This is a genomic window from Spiroplasma endosymbiont of Tricholauxania praeusta (assembly GCF_964019535.1).
Lineage (GTDB): Bacteria > Bacillota_I > Bacilli_A > Mycoplasmatales > VBWQ01 > Spiroplasma_E > Spiroplasma_E ixodetis_A.
Map to the genome: position 1 here is coordinate 413,530 of NZ_OZ026450.1, position 18,341 is coordinate 431,870.

An 18,341-nucleotide genomic window follows, 5' to 3' on the forward strand; every position below is an offset into this window, starting at 1 on the left:
TAATTCATAAATAAGCTCCTTATTAGCATATAAAGTAAGGAGTTTTATTTATGCCTAATGAATTAGAGCAAACTAGTAATTATACTTTAACTAAAATTTTAAGAACTGGATTAAGCCCATTAAGTGCTATGGTAGGAGTTAGTGCTTATTATGGTCAATATTTAAAAAACCCAATTTTGGGAAGTATTAATTCTTTGTTATTTAGTAAGAAGTTAGGAATTGATATATGGAATATTAATCAAAGACTAACTACTAGAAATAAAGTGATTAATAGTTATAAAAAGATATTTTTGGGAATTGGGACAATTGGTTTAATAAATTATGCTAAGTTTGTTCATTATGTAGATAAGTCAGTTTCTTTATTAAGAGATGAACCGTGTTTTTGACCACCTTGCCCTACTGAACCACCAAGGCCAACATATCCGCCATTTACAACCGTTAAACCGATAATTGATAATCCTTTTGTAGATTGGGATACTTATATATCTTTAAATAGTTTTGGTATAGCAAATGTTATTAGTGGCTTAACCGAATTAATACCTAATAGATTTCAAAATATTAGAAAAATAGCAAATATGGCAACTGGTGGATGTTTAATAAGTAGTGGTGTTGCTATGGGTATTAATAATGATTTTAGTAATTATTTTGCTATTCCTACGATTATTGCCGGAGCAAGTGAGATTATAAATACTTTATTGTTACCGTTAGGAAATACACATAATAATACAGAGTTACAAGAAGTATTTACTGATGAAAGAGCAAGATTAATTAATGCTAGTGTTAGTGATTATCAAAGTACAAATGACAGTATGGTTGATGTTCATTTAAATGATGATAGTATGTCGGAGATTAATTTAGATAGAGCAAGTTTAAATTGGGATTATTCTTATGCTTATACGTTAGGGGGTGTTTAAAATGGTTAAATGAATAGTTGTGATAATTGCTGTGTTAGGTACTTCTTGATTTTTTAAAGATTCTATTAAAAAGTTAGTTTGAAAATTTAAACATAAAAAACATGAAGTAATTGAACCCGATTGTTGATATTGTAAAGAACAAAAACGTAAAGATAGAGCAAGAAAAGAGTTAGAGGAGGGAGGTGATTAGTATGCCAAAAGGTTTAAGTGCTTTAATAGAAATGATTGGAGGTATTGGCCAAAAATTATTAGAATCTTTTAGTTATGTTTTTAACTGAGTATTTGCGGGTGATTCTATAATGACAAATTGACCGGTATTAATTCCAATATTTATGATGGTCTTAGTATTTATTAAAGAATTCATAGGACATATTATTCGTGGATTTAGATAGGAAAAAATAAAGTTATTTTAGGAGGTAATAGTTATGATTAAATTATTTTTTGCAATAATTTTTGTTTTTCATTTATTAGGTAAACTTTTACCTTCTTTAAATAATATTGTGCAAAATATTTTGCAAAGTTATATTACTGATTTTTCGGGTTTACATAATTTGTCTTTGGTTATTAAAAGTTTTATTTTTGGTGATAGTTCACAACAAATAGTTTCAATGCCAGCACCATTGTTAGCAATTATTTTAGTACTTTTTACTTTTTCATTAATTTTAAAATTATTAAAAATAATATAGGAGTAGTTTATTATGGGTGTTGCTTTTATTTCAAAAGTTTTAGAATTATTTGGACAAATTTTTATGAAATTTTGAAATTTGCCAATGGCAGATTTAGGTTTTAATTTGGGAACTTTTGTTGTTTTTATTCTTTTAATAAAGTTTGCTATGTCAGTTTTTTTAAATATTGATATTCAGCCAGTTTCTACATCGGGTACTGTAAAGAAAAGTTACAAAAATATTAAAGGTAGTTCGAAATTTGTTGGAAGGCAAATTGCTAAGCAACATGAAAGAAAACGTTTAAGAAATAAGGCTAAGGGTGTTGAAAATAAAAAAGGGAAGTTTGTAGGTAATTAATTATGAGTGATTTTGTGAATAGTATATTGCATTTAATTTTTATATTTTCTGGTAATGATATTGGGATATTTTTAAATCAAACTAATATTACTGATGAAGTTTATATTTTATTTAATTTAACTTTTTGGTTGGTATTAGGTGTATTTTTTAATTTTATTTATCGTGGTATTAAATTTATTTTTAAGTCATTATTTGGGTAGGTGTTAAGTATGAGTGTTTGAGATATTTACAATAAAATACATCAATGTATAGTTGATTATTGAACTATGTTTATAGGCAGTCCAGTTGACCAATTTACTACTATTTTATGAAATTTAGTAGTTTATGGAACACAGTTTTTTATTGGATTTATTATATTTTATGGTTTATGATGAGTTTTAAGATGTTTGTTTGGTAAATAATTATGTGATTTAAATTTGCTAAATTATTTTTTGTTGTAAATACTTCTGTTCAAGCACCAACTAGTTTAATTGCTTCAAATGACCCTAATGTCGTTAATTATGATATTAGAAAAGAAATGGTTAAGCATGTTAAATATCATAGTTTTGATGATTGAGCAACAATTCCATGAAATTCTGCTTATTTTGACATTGACCAACCGGATTTAAAATTAGTTAGTGGTGAATATATTGGTAATCAGGGTACTTATATATGTTCTTATTATAGTGATACAGTTGGTGTCCCAAAACAACAGATAAATATGGGGTCTGGCGTTTATACTTTTAATAGAAAACAATTGGATGAATTTTCACGTATTATGTTTAATCATAATTATGTTTCAGAAAAGAATACTAATCATTTGAATTTTGTTAATAACGATAGGAGAGTTATAAATTTTCAAACACAGTTAAATTTTGAAATTGATAAACCTTTGAGTTTTTATATTCAAGGATTTATGTTTTATTTTGAATATGAATGTTTTAAAACTTTTACTGCTAATTTTACTTTTAGTTTTTTAGATTATGTTGGTAATACAAAGTATGTTTTTAAAGGTAAAGTGGATAATGATATTTATCAACAAGATTTATATAATTTTGTTACTTTGCCTATTCGTGTACCAAATTTAAAACATTTAACAGTATTTTTTGACGTTCACGGTGATTCATATTCTTATATGTCACCACAGATAAATCTTGGTCAAGTTAATATTTTTTCAAGTGAAAAAGTTATACCAGTACCGCCAAATAGTCCTTTTAATCCTGAGTATGAACGAGTTAGTTGATATGATGTTTTTGGTTATTTGCGTAATGCTTTTAGATGATTACTTTATGGTGTTGTTGGTAAAGTTTTGCCAGTTGAGCCATTAAGGCAATTTCTTTTTACAACAGATAGTTTATTACGACATATTTTTTCAGATACGATTAGTACTGCTTTAAATGTTGATATTGTTAGTGGAATAGAAAATATTATACCTTTATGATTATTTGTTAGAGCAATTAGTTTAATTGTAGGTTAGGAGTTTATTATGCCTTGATATGGTTATGTATTATTAGTTATAGGTTTAATTATGATTATTTATCCAATTTGTATAACTACCAACTCGTTTTAAAATTTTAAAACGAGTTGGTAGTTATATTATTTCAGCACCACCACGTACTGGTAAATCTGCCCTTGCTTGTTGTTTAGCGCAAACTCATAAGAAACGAGTAGTTAGTCCTTTCCCTATTAAGTTAAAGACTGGTTATTCTTATTTGGTTAATTATAACGATGTTTTTACTTTTAATCAGTTAGCAAGTAATTATGCTTTTGAAGAACAAGATTTAATAATTCTAGATGAATTAGCATTGAAGATAAATTCCAATGATTTAGGAGTACAGTTTAAAAATCAACAAGAAAGTTTAGGACAATTTTGTAAGTTAATAGGGCATATGTTTAATGGTACAATGTATTTGATTGAACAACACCCTAATAGAATACCAGTACAAGCAAGAGAAAAAGTAGAGTATGTTGTTCAAGTTAAAAGTATGCGTTTTTTGGGGTTTATTGTTATATTTAATCTTAATTTATATACTAATATTGAGGATTATAATAAAGTAGTGTTTTCACGACGTAGAACAAAGAAAATGATTAAAAAAGGCATAATGCCTCCAAGTTATAGCGGTGAAGCAATGGCTATGACTTTATTTTTTCCTAGACATTGGTTGAAAAGGTATAATTCTAGGGCTTTACATTATGTGCATGAACTTAAAAGTGAATTATCACCTAAGAAATACCTTAAAGAAGCAAGTAGTATCGATATGACTTATAGTGATATTAAATCTGCTGGTTTGGATAAATTGGATAATATTTTAAAGAAAAAAGATAAACCTAAAAATAAAGATAAATAAAAATGATTATAGTCCCAGTAGGTTCACTGGGACTATAATTTGGGTGAGCCACGTAGTGGCGAGGGACGAAGTCCCTATATTCTTGTTAAATATGATTTTGTTTTTCGAAGAGGAATAATTTGTGTTTTTATTATATAAGCAAAAATTTAAAGATTGAAGATTTTTATATAAATTATTAAGCTGTATATTCATTTTTATTTTATCAATATTGACTATCATCTTTTCTATATTTACTGAATTTTGATATGTTAATAGTACTAATAAAGATAATTTTTATAATTCTATAGTATTACAAAACTTTGATATAATGTTATCATTTTGGTCTTCTCAAACAATATTTATTGTTAATATTTGATTTTTATTTTATTTAATTTATCATCAAAAAGAGCAGACAAATAGATTTACTAATATTTATAGTCAAATTAATTTAACAATATACATAACTATTACTGCCCTTATTTTTTGAGTGGGGATATTTATTGATAGTGTTTCAAAGTTAGATTTAGAACTTAATTGATTTTGAAAATTGAATAATTTATCTTTATTTTGTTCCTTTTTAGATCATTTAGTATCACCAATATTGATGATTACTTTTTTAATTTTAACTTTTAAAAAAAATAAATTTAATATCAATATTAAAAAACAATTTATATTAGTAGTTATTTATCCAATTATTTATCTAACTTATATTTATATTAGAGTCAGCATTTTACAAACAAATGATGTTAAAAATTTTATTTATCCTTATAATATTCTCAACTTTAATTATTCAATTATTGGAATTCCATTATGAATTAATAGTATCTTAGTTATAATGTTAATTATTAGTACTATTATTAGTACTACATTATTTTATTTGTGAATTAATAAATTTTATTATAAAACAATTAAAGAACAAATAATAATGCAAATAAAGTAATATTTCTGCTAAATCTTAGCAATAAATATTAAACTGATTCATGGTAAAATATAAATATATATTTTAAAATAGGTGAGGTAAGATGGCATTCTTAAAAAGAATTGAAGCATATGGTTTTAAGTCATTTGCAGAGCCTTTAACAATAGAATTTGATACTAATATTGTAGGTATTGTTGGTCCTAATGGTTCTGGAAAGTCTAATATTAATGATGCTATTCGTTGAGTTTTAGGTGAACAATCAGTTAAATCATTACGTGGTGAAAATAGTGAAGATATAATTTTTAATGGTGCTAAAGGTAAACAACCATTAAATAGTGCTCAAGTTACTTTAGTTTTTGATAATACTAATAAAATATTTAAAGTTGATTTTAATGAAGTACAAATTACTAGAAAAACTTTTCGTAATAGTTCAGAAAATGAATATTACATTAATAAAGCCCGTGTTCGTTTAAAAGATGTACAAGAAATTATTATGGGTACAGGTTTAGCTAAAGGTTCACTTGCAATTATTAGTCAAGGTAATGTTTCAAAATTTGCTGATTCTAAACCAGAAGAAAGAAGAACTTTATTTGAAGAGGCTGCGGGTGTTTCAAAATACAAAAAGAGGAAAGAAGAGTCATTACGTAAATTAGAGCGTACTAATGAAAATTTAGTTCGAGTTAATGATATTATTAGTGAAATAAGTAGAAAAATTGAACCATTAGCAAAACAAGCACAGAAAGCTAAAACTTATGTTGAATTACGTGATAATTTAAAAAAATATGAAATTACTATTATTGTTAAAGATTTGGAGACATATCATAATCAATTAAAACTTACAACAGTCAGTATAAATGATAATGAAATTTTACAACAACAACTTAATTTAAATATTAGTAAGAATGAACAACAATTAAAATTTTTAAAAAATAAAAGTTATGATTTAGATAAAAACATTAATAGTTTAGAAATGAATTTATCTAATGTTAATAGTTTATTGCAAGTTTTAGAACAACAAAAATCATTAATGAAAACAAAACAAAATGAAATAAAAGATCAAACAGAAGTTGAAAAATTAAAAAATGAAATTGAAACTTTGCTTACTATTATTGAACAAAAAACTTTTTTACAAAAAAAAGAACAAGAAAACTTTGATAAAATTAATAATTTATTTGAAGAACTAAATGTTCAACATCAAGATTTAATTTTAGGACAAAATAATATTCATCGTGGTTTAGGCGAAAAAAAAGCACAATTAGAATCGGTAATTAATTATCAACAACGACAAAATCAAAAATATTTGGGTGTTCAAACAATTTTAAATAATAAAGATAAACTATATGGCATCATTGGAGTAGTGAGTGATTTAATTTCGGTGCCCGATCTTTATAGTGAAGCGATTGTTAAAGTATTGGGTAATACTTTAAAAAACATTGTTACGGCGACTAACAAAGATGCAACCAAGGCTGTTGAATTTTTAAAACAAAATAAAGCGGGAATTGCCACTTTTTTACCTTTAAATTCAATTCAAGTTCGAACAGCGACTAAAGAAGATGAAATTATTGTTAATAGCAAATCGGGTTATTTAAGTTTTGCTCATCATTTAGTTACAGCAGTTGATAATAGAATTCAGCCAATTATTAATTTTCTTTTAGGTCGTACTATTATTTGTGAAGACTTAGAAAGCGCAAGAGTTATTTCACAATTAATTGCTGCTAAATATCAATGTGTAACTTTAGATGGTCAATTAATTAAAGCTGGAGGTGCTATTGTTGGAGGTTATCAACATCAAAATAGTATTAATGTTTTTAAAGAAAAGTTAATAGTTTCTGAATTAAAAGAAGAAATTAAATCATTAGAACAACAATTAGTTAATATAAATGTCCAAAGAACAAGTATTGAAAGCGAATTAAATAATTATCAAGGTCAAAAGTTGACAATTACTTTAACAATAAATAAATTGATTAGTGAAATTAGTGATATCACTAATCAATCACAATTATTAACTACTCAATATCAAACATTGACTGGTAAAAAATTAGATATTGATACTACAAATCAATTAAATGATATTTTTATTCAATATGAAAATTCTAAATATGATCAAGCGACAATAAAAAGTCAATTACAATTAATTCGTAAACAGAAACATCAATTATTAGAACAAATGCAAACTTTAGAAAATGAATTATATAGTTTAAATCAAGAACATTTTATGACTAGTGATAAATTAAATAATCAAAAACTTGAGCAAGTAAAAATGGAGTCAAAAGTAGAACAACATTTAAGACGTTTAGTTGAAACTTATAATTTAACTTATGAATATGCTAGAGAACATTATAGTGAACCATTAGCAGATGAACAACAAGCACGTAATTTGGTACAACAATTACGTAGTGAGATTGAAGATTTAGGATTTGTAAATATTAATGCTATTGAAGAATTTGAAAATGAAAATGAACGTTATTTACGTTTAAAAACTAAACATGATGAATTGCAATTAGCATCACAATCGTTGTTAACAGCCATTGATGAAATGGATAATGTTATGGTAACGCAATTTGATGAAACAATCAAAGCTATTAATATGGTATTGCCCGAAACATTTCAAACTTTATTTGGTGGAGGAACTTGTAGTTTACGATATACATCACCTAATGATATTTTAAATACAGGTGTGGAAGTGCTTGCTAATCCTCCTGGTAAAAGAATTAGTAATTTAAACTTATTATCAGGTGGTGAAAAATCATTAGTTGCATTAGCAGTATTATTTGCTATTTTAAAAGTCAAGCCATTGCCATTGACAATATTAGATGAGGTTGAAGCGCCATTGGATCCAGCTAATTTAGAACGCTTTGCTAGATATGTTCGTAGTTTTTCACAATATACGCAATTTATTATTGTTACTCATCGTCCAGGCACAATGGAAAATTGTGATGTATTATATGGGACAACTATGCAAAATCAAGGAATTACGAAAATGGTAGCCATTAAATTAGCAGATGCTAAAAAAATTATTGAAAGCGATAAATCAGCGAAAAATGTTAATTATGTCGTTTAAATTTTATGTTATATTAAAAATAAATTTATTAAAAACAGACCCGTGAAATAGGTCTGTTTTTAATAAATTTAAGTATTATTATTTTTTATTGTGATGAAACATTAACGATTCATGTTGGTGTTAAACCAATCATATCAATAACAACTCCATTACCATTATCATAGTCAGTAATTTGTCATATGTATCATTGTGCAATTAATATTGCTGCAACTGCACCAATTATTGGAGCTAATGCTGGTAAGGCAACACCTAGGACAGCAGAGACTGCTCCTATTCCCGAACCAATCGCATTATTTAATTTATGTAATGTATCATGATTTAATCCAATAACATGGTAAGCAAAATAATATTGATAATAGTTTTCGCCACCCGCATATGTTGCTACGTTATTTTTTGTTAGATATTTTCAAACGTTATTTTCAGCAGTAATATTAGATAAATCAACATTACTTACTTTTTTTATATCTTGGTTTAAAATAGTATTAACAGCTTCTGTTTTTTGATTAGTCTTTAAGTTACTACTTAAATTTCCTACAGTTGTCCAAGTGTTAAAACACTTAGGGCAGTAATTAAATTTTTCATTTTAAACACCTTCTTTATATATGTGATAAATTAAAAGGATATTTTGGATTAATAATAGTTTCTATAAATTTTAGCAATGATAAGATTAATCCAAAACTAGGAAATATTTTCTATCCATCTTAATTTTAACACTTTAAGTATTAATATACAAGGCAAGAAAAATTAGTAATATATTAATTAATATATTGTTATAATATTATTTTTAAATTTTGGTAATTTATTAGGATTAGTAATTCCTGAATAGTTTGCAAAGTTACTATGTTCTCTTACTTTTTTTACATTTCATGTTGAAAGGTCTTGATCGAATAATTTAGCACCATAAAACATAAAATTCATATATACTGCATTAGAAGTATTTCAGTTTGAAAGGTTTTGATTGAATGAGGTTGCACCATAAAACATAAGACTAAAACGGTTTATATTAGATACATTTCATGTTGAAAGGTCTTGATTGAATGAAGTTGCATTTGCAAACATAACAAAAGTACTTTTTACATTAGAAACATTTCAATTAGTAATATTGCTATTAAATGAAGTGGCTCCATTAAATGTAAAATTCATATTTGTTATATTGGAAGTATCTCATGTTGAAAGGTCTTGATTGAATAAGGTTGTACCTGTAAACATATTTTTTAAAGATGTTATTTCTGGTGGCAATTTGTCAGGTACTTTTTCAATTGTTCTTGGCATTCTAACAGCTTGAATTTCTCCTAATATATTTTTAAAAAATCCAATTTGAATAATTTCTTTACTATTTATCTTTGATAAGTCTCTTTCACTAGTTGTTATTTGTTTGCCATCTTTGTCAATATAAATTGTATCTTGTTGAGTTTTACTTTGAATATAGTTAGTTGTAATATTATTTTTTTGTATAGTTGAGTTTAAGAAACCCGTTAAATTTCCTGTGGTTGTTGCAAGTGTTAAAATACTTAATGTTTTTATTAATGTTTTCATTATGAAAACCCCCTTTTTGTTTTTCCAATAACTTCTTAAATTTAAGAAGTTAACTACATTTTAGTGTTTTTAAAAATAAATGCAATTAACTATTTTTGTATATTTGTATTAATAACAAATTATGAAATACTGCAATAATTATTATCTTTGTTTGTTAATGTTTGTTTATTTTGTGTATCATTAGAATTTATTTTATTAACATCTAATTTGTCAGGTACTTTTTCTTTTTTAATATTTTTATTTTTTTCTCTTTCTTTTAACAAATCTTGTGTGTAATATATATTAACTATTTCAGTTATTGATGGCATAATTTTAATTCCCCTTTATTTTAAAATTAAAAATTCAATTACTTTAAAACTAAAGTTAATTATAAACTTATATTATATAATTTAAATATATTTTTGTACAAAATTAAAATTTAAATCTAAGTTATTAAACTTATTTCATTAGTTGTTATAATTGAAATATATTTAATATAATTTAAGGGGTATTTATTATGGATTTTTATATTATACTTTGAATATTTTTAATATCATTAATTATTAATTTTATTTTCTTTATGATAGCTTTTATTTTTAAAACTGCTATTTTAACTGAAATTATTTATTGTTTAAGTTTTATTTGTTTAAGTGTGATAATTGTTGCTTGAAAGCAAAATTTTAGTCCTGTCCAAATTTCGTTGTTTGTTCTTTATAATATTTGAGTTCTAAGATTAAGTAGTTTTTTATTATTAAAAATTATTAAACATAAGGTTGAATATCGGTTTGATAAAATTATTATTAATTTTTGAAAATTTAGTATTTTTTCAATTTTACAAGGAATTTCAGTTTTTATGATTAGTATTCCTACGGTTTTTGCATTAAGTCTTGATATTGTTTATTTTAATAGTACATTTAATAATTACTTACTTATTTTTATTATGCTTGCTATTTTATTTTTAGTTATTGAGACAATTGCAGATTGACAAAAGTTTAGATTTTCCTTAAAGAAAAAACATGATTTATTTTTTATTAATTATGGTTTATGAAAAGATTGTCGTCACCCTAATTATTTAGCAGAAATTGGGTTTTGATATATGATGACAGCATTGTTTATTTGTGATTTATTATTTAAAAATATTAATAGTGATATAAATTATTTATATCATTTATTATGATTATTAAGTCCGTTGTATTTTAATGTTGTAGTAATTAATATTACCGACATACCAATATGAGAAGTAAAACAATGACAAAGGTTCCACTCTAATGAAGATTATTACAAATATTTAAATGAAACTAGTTGTGTAATGTGTTATATTGGTAAAAAAGGTCCAATTAATAAAGTGAAAAATTAATATATAAAAAATAAGAACATATGTTCTTATTTTTTATATATTAATTTATTAAATTCTTTTTATTGCACTATTAACAAAATCTTCATTTGGATCAAATTTAGTTTCGTTATTAATATTTCATAATTTTTCTTGCTCTGTTTTAGTAACTTTATTAGGCATTTGTATATCAAGAATAACATGTAAATCACCACGTTTACTACTATTAGGGTAATAGAATCCTTGATTTTTTAAAGTAATTTTGTCACCGTATTGTAGTCCTAATGGTAATTTATGTTTAATTATTCCTTCAAAGGTAGGAATCATAATAATATTTCCCAAAATAATATCTAAGTAAGATACTGGTAATTTAATATACATATCACTACCTTGACGATCTAAGAAAGCGTGTCGCTTAATATTAATACCAACAAATAAATCGCCTTGAGTGCCACCATTATGACCAATTTTACCTTTACCTTTAATTCTAATTTGTTGACCATCAAAAATACTGCGAGGAATATCAAATTCTAATTTTTGATTTTCAATATAATAGCGATGTCCTTTGCATTTTAAACATTTTTGACGAATAATTTTACCAAGTCCTTGACATTGGTTGCAAACACCTTGATGTCTAAACATACCTAATGGTGATTGTTGAACATATTCAAGAACTCCTTTACCTTTACATTTATCACATGTACTAATATCATTAGGAGTTCTAGCACCAGTTTCTTTACAATCCTTACAAGCAACATCAATGTTAATACTAATGGTCATTTTTTTGCCAAAGAATACATCACGATAACTAATTTCAACTTTTGTTAGGATATTATCACCTGGTGTTTTACCATTATAGCGTTGTTGTTGTTGTTGTCTTCTATTACCACCAAATAAGTCACCAAATAAATCACCAAATGCTGAACTAAAGTCACCGAAACCACCAAAACCAGAAGAACTGCCAACTCCAGGCATATCATGACCAAATTGATCATATTTTGCTCTTTCATTAGTATCAGATAAAACTTGATAAGCTTCGCTTATTTCTTTAAATCGAGCTTCATCACCACCACTTGGTGAATCAGGATGATATTTTTTTGCAAGCGTACGAAACGCTTTCTTAATTTCATCTGGAGTAGCATTACGTGAAACTCCTAGAATTTCATAATAATCACGTTTTTTACTTGCCATTTTGTCCACCTCTAATTATTTTATTTAGTTGTTGCGTCAACATCAATAACATCATCACTTTTATTATCATCTTTTTTAATATGATCTGTTGGTTCTTGTTTTTGTTGGTTCATAAATTGTTGTGCAGCAGCAAATGCTTGTTTTAATTGTTCTAGTTTTTCTTTTAAATCATCATATTTTTTTTCATCTAGTGATTTTTGTAAGTCATCACGTAGTTTTTTCATTTCAGCAATTTGTGGATTTTCTGCTTCACCTTCTTTTGCTGATTTAGTAACTTCAGCAGTCATTTTATCAATATCATAAATATAGGCTTGTGCTTGATTAGATAATTCAATTTCTTCTTTATGTTTTTCATCGTTTTCACGATTCTTTTCAGCATCTTGTACCATTTTTTCAATTTCGTCTTTACTTAAAGTACCACTATTGCTGATAGTAATTTTTTGTTCTTTATTAGTTTTTAGATCTTTAGCACTAACAGATACAATACCATTAACATCTATATCAAAAGTAACTTCAATTTGTGGAACACCTCTTGGTGCTGGTTCGATACCACTTAATTGGAAACGACCTAGTGAATGATTATCTTTAGCTAGTGGACGTTCTCCTTGTAAAACACTAATATCAACAGCGGGTTGATTGTCTTCAGCAGTTGAAAATACTTGTGACTTTTTAGTAGGAACAGTAGTATTACGAGAAATTAATGGTGTCATTACTCCTCCTAAAGTTTCAATACCTAATGATAAAGGAGTTACATCTAATAGTAAAACGTCAGTAACATCACCCGATAATACTCCTCCTTGAATAGCAGCACCTAAAGCTACTACTTCATCAGGGTTAACACCACGATGTGGTTCTTTACCAATTTCGTTTTTAATAACTTCTTGCACAGCTGGGATTCTTGTTGAACCACCAACTAAAATAACTTCATCAATTTCATTTTTGCTTAATTTAGCTTCTTTTAAGGCATCACGAACAGGAGCAATAGTTCTTTCAACTAGTGATTTTGTTAGTTCATTAAATTTGGCACGTGTTAATTTTTCATTTAAATGTAATGGACCTGAGGCATTCATTGAAATAAACGGTAATGAAATATCAGCTTGTACTACTCCTGATAAGTCTTTTTTCGCTTTTTCAGCAGCATCTTTTAAACGTTGCATTGCCATTTTATCTTTTGATAAGTCAACACCATTACTTTTTTTGAATTCACTAACTAAATGTTGAACAATTAAGTCATCAAAGTCATCACCACCAAGTTTGTTATCACCACTAGTTGATAATACTTCAAATGTTCCACCCGCTAATTCTAGAACTGAAACGTCAAATGTTCCACCACCTAAGTCAAATACTAAAATTTTGTGATCTTTATCTTGTTTATCTAAACCATAAGCAATGGCAGCAGCAGTTGGTTCGTTAATAATTCTTTCTACTTTTAATCCCGCAATAATTCCTGCATTTTTAGTAGCTTCACGTTGTTCATTGTTAAAGTAAGCAGGAACAGTAATAACTGCTTTTGATATTTTTTTACCTAGTTTTGATTCAGCAAAGGTTTTAATAGTGCGTAAAATTTCTGCAGACACTTCTTCTGGTTTACGTGTTTTAGTAGCGGCTTTAACTGTTTCTTTAGTTCCCATAATTCTTTTAATTGAACTAACAGTATTATCTGGATCAGTAATAGCTTGACGTTTAGCAACTTCACCAACCATAATTTGACCATCTTTGTAAGCAACAACTGATGGTGTTGTTCTTCCACCTTCGGCATTTTCAATAACTTTTGGCTTATCACCTTCCATTACGGCAACACATGAATTAGTTGTTCCTAGATCGATTCCTAAAATGATTTCTTTATTTGTTGTTTTATTTGTAGACATAATATTTTCACTCCTTAATTTTTCTTTGTTTCTGTTTTTTCTTCTTTAGTTTGAAAAACTTTAACTTTAGTAGTGCTAATGACACGATTATGCAATTCATAACCATTAGCTATAACTTCAACAATAGTATTATTTTTTACATTTTGATAAGCATTGTTTGTATTATCATTAATAATTTCTACTGCCTCATGTTGGTGAGAATTAAATTGATCTCCAACTTTAGCAGTAATTTCTTTTAAACCTTCTTTACCAAGTGCTTTAATTAATTCTTCATAGATAAATTTAAAACCAACTAGGAAATTTTGAACTGCTGCATTATCAGTTTTAAAGTTTAGTGCTCGTTGGAAATTTAATAAAGTATGAACTAAATCTTTAATAATTTTTTGGTTAGCATATTTAATGTGTTCTTTATTTTGAATTTCTAATTCTTTAATGGTATTTAATCTAGTAGCTAGCATTAATTGCTTTTGCTGTGAATTAATTTTATTAAGTTCTGTTGTTAATTCTTTAATTTTTGTTTCTAATTCGATTTCTTTATTTAATGATATTTTTTCTTCTTCGACACTTACTGGTGTTTCAGTAACAGGAGTTGAAATAGTTGTATCTTTAGTTTCTGTTGCTGATACGTTATCAATGTTATCTTTTTTAGCTTTTGTCATTTTATCATCTCATTTCTATTTAAAGTTTTTAATCAATGTTTGATTAATCCAATTTAGAATTTCGGTTAGTTTTTCATATTCTAAACGTTTTGGTCCAACAATTGCAATTTGTCCTTGTTCACCATCATGAACTTTAAAAGTAGTAGTAATCATTGCCATATCGTTATTTTCATTGCCCAGTTCTTCACCAATTTTAATTTGTAGTTGATTATTATTTAATTCATCAAAATACATTCATGGTGATTGTGATTCAATGAATTTAATAATTTTTTTAACCTTATTAATATCATTAAATTCAGGATTTTCTAACATATATTGAACACCATGTGTTGTTGATAGTGGTCGTGAGAAATTAATTAAAGTGTTAACAAATCCTTGAATAATATATTCTGATTTTTGTACTTGTTGTTCAAGAATTGGTTTTAATAAATTTACTTTCTCACTAATTTCACTAATTTTAGTACCAATTAATCTGGTGTTAAAAATATCAATAGCAATTGATAAATCGGTTAATGATGTTTCTTGAATATTAAACATTTTGTTTTGAACATGACCATTACTAGTAATACAAATTGTTAAAGCATTATCATTACTAATCGGTATTAATTCAATTTTCTTTAAAGTATCTTCATTAAGATTAGGACCAGTAACAATACTAATCAAATTAGTCATTTCACTTAAAATACTACTAGTTTTATTTAATACTTCGGTAATTACTAAGTTACGGTTATTAAATACTTCTGCTATTTTTTTCTTCAAGATTTCTAGTTCTTGGTGTTCACCCATATTCATTAAATTATCAACATAATAGCGATAACCTTTTGTTGAAGGAATACGACCACTAGAACTATGTGCTTTTTCTAATAATCCTAATGTTTCTAATTCAACACATTCATTACGAATAGTAGCACTAGAAAAATTAATATTGTTATTATTTTCTAAAATAGTTTTGCTACCAATTGGTAATCCTGTTTTAATATATTTTTCAACAATGATTTTTAAAATTTGTGATTGTCTGTTACTTAACATTGTTCACCACCTTTTTTAGCATTCATTAACATTGAATGCCAATACTTATATAATTATAACTGAGAGTGTAATAATATCAAGACTTAATTGAATTTTATTTTTTTACTGAGAATAAACATATTATCTTTATTGATAGTAATTACCATTCGTTTGTGGGGTATTAGTTCTTCTTTAATAATAGCTTGTGCGATAATAGTTTCAATATAGTGTTGAATATAGCGTTTAATCGGTCGTGCGCCATATTCTTCATCATAAGCATCTTTTAGTATTTTATTAACTACTTCTGATTCATAAGATAATTGTAAATTTTTTTCTTGTCTTAATCGTAATAATAAAGTATCTAATTCTTTAATAATAATTTCTGTTATTACTTTTTTACTTAATGGATTGAAGATAATAATTTCATCAATTCGATTAATAAATTCTGGTCGAAATGATTTTTTTAAGATATTTAATGCTTGTTCTTTACTGTTATCTTTACCACTTAATAGTTCTTGTGAACCAAGATTTGAAGTCATAATAATTATTGTGTTTTTAAAGTCAATTAAGAGACCATGACTGTCTGTAATTCTACCTTCATCAAGAATTTGTAATAAAATATTTAATACTTCAGGATGGGCTTTTTCGATTTCATCAAAAAGAATGATACTGTAAGGATTTCTTCTTACTTTTTCGGTTAATTGTCCACCATTTTCATAACCAACATAGCCAGGAGGTGAACCTAGTAATTTGCTAACTGCGTGTTTTTCCATAAATTCTGACATATCAATACGAACCATATTTTTTTCGCTATCAAATAAAATATCAGCTAAGGTTCTGGCAACTTCAGTTTTTCCAACACCGGTTGGACCCAAGAAAATAAATGAACCAATTGGGCGATTGGGATCTTTAATACCAGCACGAGCTCTAATTAAAGCATCACTTACCAACTGTAGGGCATTACTTTGACCTTTAATTCTCGTATTTAAAGTTAAGGGTAATTTTAATAATTTTTCTTTTTCGGTTGCTAATAAACGAGTAACAGGAATGCCAGTTCATTTTGCAACAACTTTTGCAATATCTTCACTAGTAACATCTTCGCGTAGTAAAGGATTATCTTTTTTTATATTTTCACTATCTTTAAGTTCTTTTTCTAAGTTGGGAATAATACTATATTGTAGTTCACCAGCTTTTGTAAAATTACCTGATAATTGATACAATTCTAGTTCTGATTTAGCATTTTCTAATTTATTTTTTAAACTAGTAATATGGTCTAATGCTGACTTTTCTTTGATTCATTTATCTTCTAATTGTTGTAAAGTATTTTTTTTAGTTTTTAATTGTTTATCGACTTCAATTAGTCTTGTTTGCGAGTTTTCATCTTTTTCTTTACTTAAGGCTGCTTGTTCAATTTTTAATTGTAAGACTTTTCTTCTTATATCATCTAAATCACTAGGAACCGAAGCAATTTCAGTTTTAATACTAGCACAAGCTTCATCAATTAAGTCAATTGCTTTATCAGGTAAGTAACGATCATTAATATATTTATTAGATAGATAAACAGCTTCTCGTAATGCACTATCATGAATTTTTACACCATGATAAGCTTCAAAACGTTCTTTTAAACCACGTAAGATAGCAGTTGTATCTTCTGTTGTTGGTTCTTTAATAATCATCTTACGAAATCTTCGTTCAAGGGCTGCATCTTTTTCAATGTATTGACGATATTCGTCAAGCGTTGTGGCACCAATACAACGTAGCTCACCACGCGCTAACATTGGTTTTAGTAAATTAGAAGCATCCATTGAACCTTGTGTTCTACCAGCACCAACAATTAAATGTAGTTCATCAATAAATAAAATAATTTTTCCATTAGAATTTTTAATTTGGTTAATAACCGCTTTTAATCGTTCTTCAAACTCACCTTGGAATTTAGCGCCAGCAATTAGTGCTCCCATATCTAGTTCATAAATAATTTTATCTTTTAAGTTACTAGGAACATCACCACGAACAATACGTTGGGCTAAACCTTCAATAATAGCAGTTTTACCAATACCAGGTAAACCGATTAAGACGGGGTTGTTTTTAGTTTTTCGTGAGAGTATTTCTTCTATTTTACGAATATCTTCATCACGTCCAATAATAGGATCCATTTTTCCTGTTTTAGCTTGTACAATTAGATTACGAGCGAATTTATCAAGAAGTTTAGGATGATTACTATAGTTAGGGATTTCATTTAATTGCATAATGTCACTCCTCTTTTTAGCACTATAATTACTTGATTGCTAATCATATTAATATACTAACAAATAAAATTAGCAGTTTCAAGTAGTAACTGCTAATTTTATATTTAATTGACTTAGGGATAAGTATTTTCAATTAAAGAAACTTAATATAATATTAATATTTGTGATAGATCTTGTAGGTATTTTAGATCTTAAATATATATTTCTCGTGTAAATAATATATATCATATTTTTAAAAGAATTGATATACTAATTACATAATTGCTAGATAAAAATAAATAATAGTAATTTAATAACTT

General features: G+C 26.5%; 20 protein-coding genes. 13 read left to right on the forward strand and 7 right to left on the reverse strand.

All coding sequences use genetic code 4. The features are described 5' to 3' along the window. The first annotated feature begins 50 nt into the window (after positions 1–50). The 12 genes from AACK96_RS02320 (at position 51) to AACK96_RS02375 (ending at position 8,560) form a co-directional block, all read left to right on the forward strand. Positions 51–914, forward strand: a complete 864-nt coding sequence (locus tag AACK96_RS02320; protein ID WP_338974811.1) for a hypothetical protein — start codon at positions 51–53, stop codon at positions 912–914. Between the two features lies 1 nt (position 915). Beyond that, a complete protein-coding gene (locus AACK96_RS02325) occupies positions 916–1,104 on the forward strand; it encodes a hypothetical protein (RefSeq protein WP_338974813.1) in 189 nt (62 codons plus the stop codon). Between the two features lies 1 nt (position 1,105). Next, positions 1,106–1,306, forward strand: a complete 201-nt coding sequence (locus AACK96_RS02330; protein WP_338956925.1) for a hypothetical protein — start codon at positions 1,106–1,108, stop codon at positions 1,304–1,306. 33 nt (positions 1,307–1,339) lie between these two features. Continuing rightward, a complete protein-coding gene (locus AACK96_RS02335) occupies positions 1,340–1,600 on the forward strand; it encodes a hypothetical protein (RefSeq protein ID WP_338974815.1) in 261 nt (86 codons plus the stop codon). A gap of 12 nt (positions 1,601–1,612) precedes the next feature. Further along, complete coding sequence (locus tag AACK96_RS02340; RefSeq protein ID WP_338974817.1) at positions 1,613–1,936, forward strand: hypothetical protein; 324 nt, start codon at positions 1,613–1,615, stop codon at positions 1,934–1,936. A 2-nt stretch (positions 1,937–1,938) separates the two neighbouring features. Further along, positions 1,939–2,136, forward strand: coding sequence for a hypothetical protein (locus AACK96_RS02345; RefSeq protein ID WP_338974818.1), 198 nt, complete (start codon positions 1,939–1,941; stop codon positions 2,134–2,136). Between the two features lie 9 nt (positions 2,137–2,145). Beyond that, on the forward strand, positions 2,146–2,337 hold the full coding sequence (locus tag AACK96_RS02350; protein ID WP_338956933.1) for a hypothetical protein: 192 nt from the start codon (positions 2,146–2,148) through the stop codon (positions 2,335–2,337). Between the two features lie 2 nt (positions 2,338–2,339). After that, positions 2,340–3,392, forward strand: a complete 1,053-nt coding sequence (locus AACK96_RS02355; RefSeq protein ID WP_338974820.1) for a hypothetical protein — start codon at positions 2,340–2,342, stop codon at positions 3,390–3,392. Positions 3,393–3,627: 235 nt separating this feature from the next. After that, on the forward strand, positions 3,628–4,263 hold the full coding sequence (locus tag AACK96_RS02360; RefSeq protein ID WP_338974822.1) for a hypothetical protein: 636 nt from the start codon (positions 3,628–3,630) through the stop codon (positions 4,261–4,263). Positions 4,264–4,384: 121 nt separating this feature from the next. Beyond that, complete coding sequence (locus tag AACK96_RS02365) at positions 4,385–5,182, forward strand: hypothetical protein (RefSeq protein ID WP_338974824.1); 798 nt, start codon at positions 4,385–4,387, stop codon at positions 5,180–5,182. An 82-nt stretch (positions 5,183–5,264) separates the two neighbouring features. After that, entirely contained in the window at positions 5,265–8,222 is a 2,958-nt protein-coding gene (locus AACK96_RS02370; RefSeq protein WP_338974825.1) for an AAA family ATPase, read from the forward strand. A 179-nt stretch (positions 8,223–8,401) separates the two neighbouring features. Beyond that, positions 8,402–8,560 (forward strand): hypothetical protein, encoded by a 159-nt coding sequence (locus AACK96_RS02375; protein ID WP_252320760.1) that lies wholly within the window; start codon positions 8,402–8,404, stop codon positions 8,558–8,560. Positions 8,561–8,981: 421 nt separating this feature from the next. Here the strand turns inward: AACK96_RS02375 and AACK96_RS02380 are convergent, their stop codons facing one another. Both AACK96_RS02380 and AACK96_RS02385 read right to left on the reverse strand, forming a co-directional pair. Further along, complete coding sequence (locus tag AACK96_RS02380) at positions 8,982–9,758, reverse strand: BspA family leucine-rich repeat surface protein (protein ID WP_338974827.1); 777 nt, start codon at positions 9,756–9,758, stop codon at positions 8,982–8,984. Between the two features lie 119 nt (positions 9,759–9,877). Continuing rightward, entirely contained in the window at positions 9,878–10,066 is a 189-nt protein-coding gene (locus AACK96_RS02385) for a hypothetical protein (RefSeq protein WP_338962322.1), read from the reverse strand. 188 nt (positions 10,067–10,254) lie between these two features. Between AACK96_RS02385 and AACK96_RS02390 the strand changes: the two genes are divergently transcribed. After that, a complete protein-coding gene (locus AACK96_RS02390) occupies positions 10,255–11,094 on the forward strand; it encodes a DUF1295 domain-containing protein (RefSeq protein ID WP_338974829.1) in 840 nt (279 codons plus the stop codon). Positions 11,095–11,142: 48 nt separating this feature from the next. Here AACK96_RS02390 and AACK96_RS02395 read toward each other — a convergent pair whose 3' ends face one another. From AACK96_RS02395 to AACK96_RS02415, 5 genes are all read right to left on the reverse strand, one after another. Continuing rightward, positions 11,143–12,261 (reverse strand): DnaJ C-terminal domain-containing protein, encoded by a 1,119-nt coding sequence (locus AACK96_RS02395; RefSeq protein ID WP_338974831.1) that lies wholly within the window; start codon positions 12,259–12,261, stop codon positions 11,143–11,145. A 20-nt stretch (positions 12,262–12,281) separates the two neighbouring features. Next, positions 12,282–14,129, reverse strand: coding sequence for a molecular chaperone DnaK (dnaK, locus tag AACK96_RS02400; RefSeq protein WP_281748892.1), 1,848 nt, complete (start codon positions 14,127–14,129; stop codon positions 12,282–12,284). Between the two features lie 14 nt (positions 14,130–14,143). Then, positions 14,144–14,788, reverse strand: coding sequence for a nucleotide exchange factor GrpE (locus AACK96_RS02405; RefSeq protein WP_281748893.1), 645 nt, complete (start codon positions 14,786–14,788; stop codon positions 14,144–14,146). A 15-nt stretch (positions 14,789–14,803) separates the two neighbouring features. Then, positions 14,804–15,817, reverse strand: a complete 1,014-nt coding sequence (gene hrcA / locus AACK96_RS02410; protein WP_338974836.1) for a heat-inducible transcriptional repressor HrcA — start codon at positions 15,815–15,817, stop codon at positions 14,804–14,806. A gap of 83 nt (positions 15,818–15,900) precedes the next feature. Beyond that, positions 15,901–18,042, reverse strand: a complete 2,142-nt coding sequence (locus AACK96_RS02415; protein ID WP_338974837.1) for an ATP-dependent Clp protease ATP-binding subunit — start codon at positions 18,040–18,042, stop codon at positions 15,901–15,903. Between the last annotated feature and the right edge of the window lie 299 nt (positions 18,043–18,341).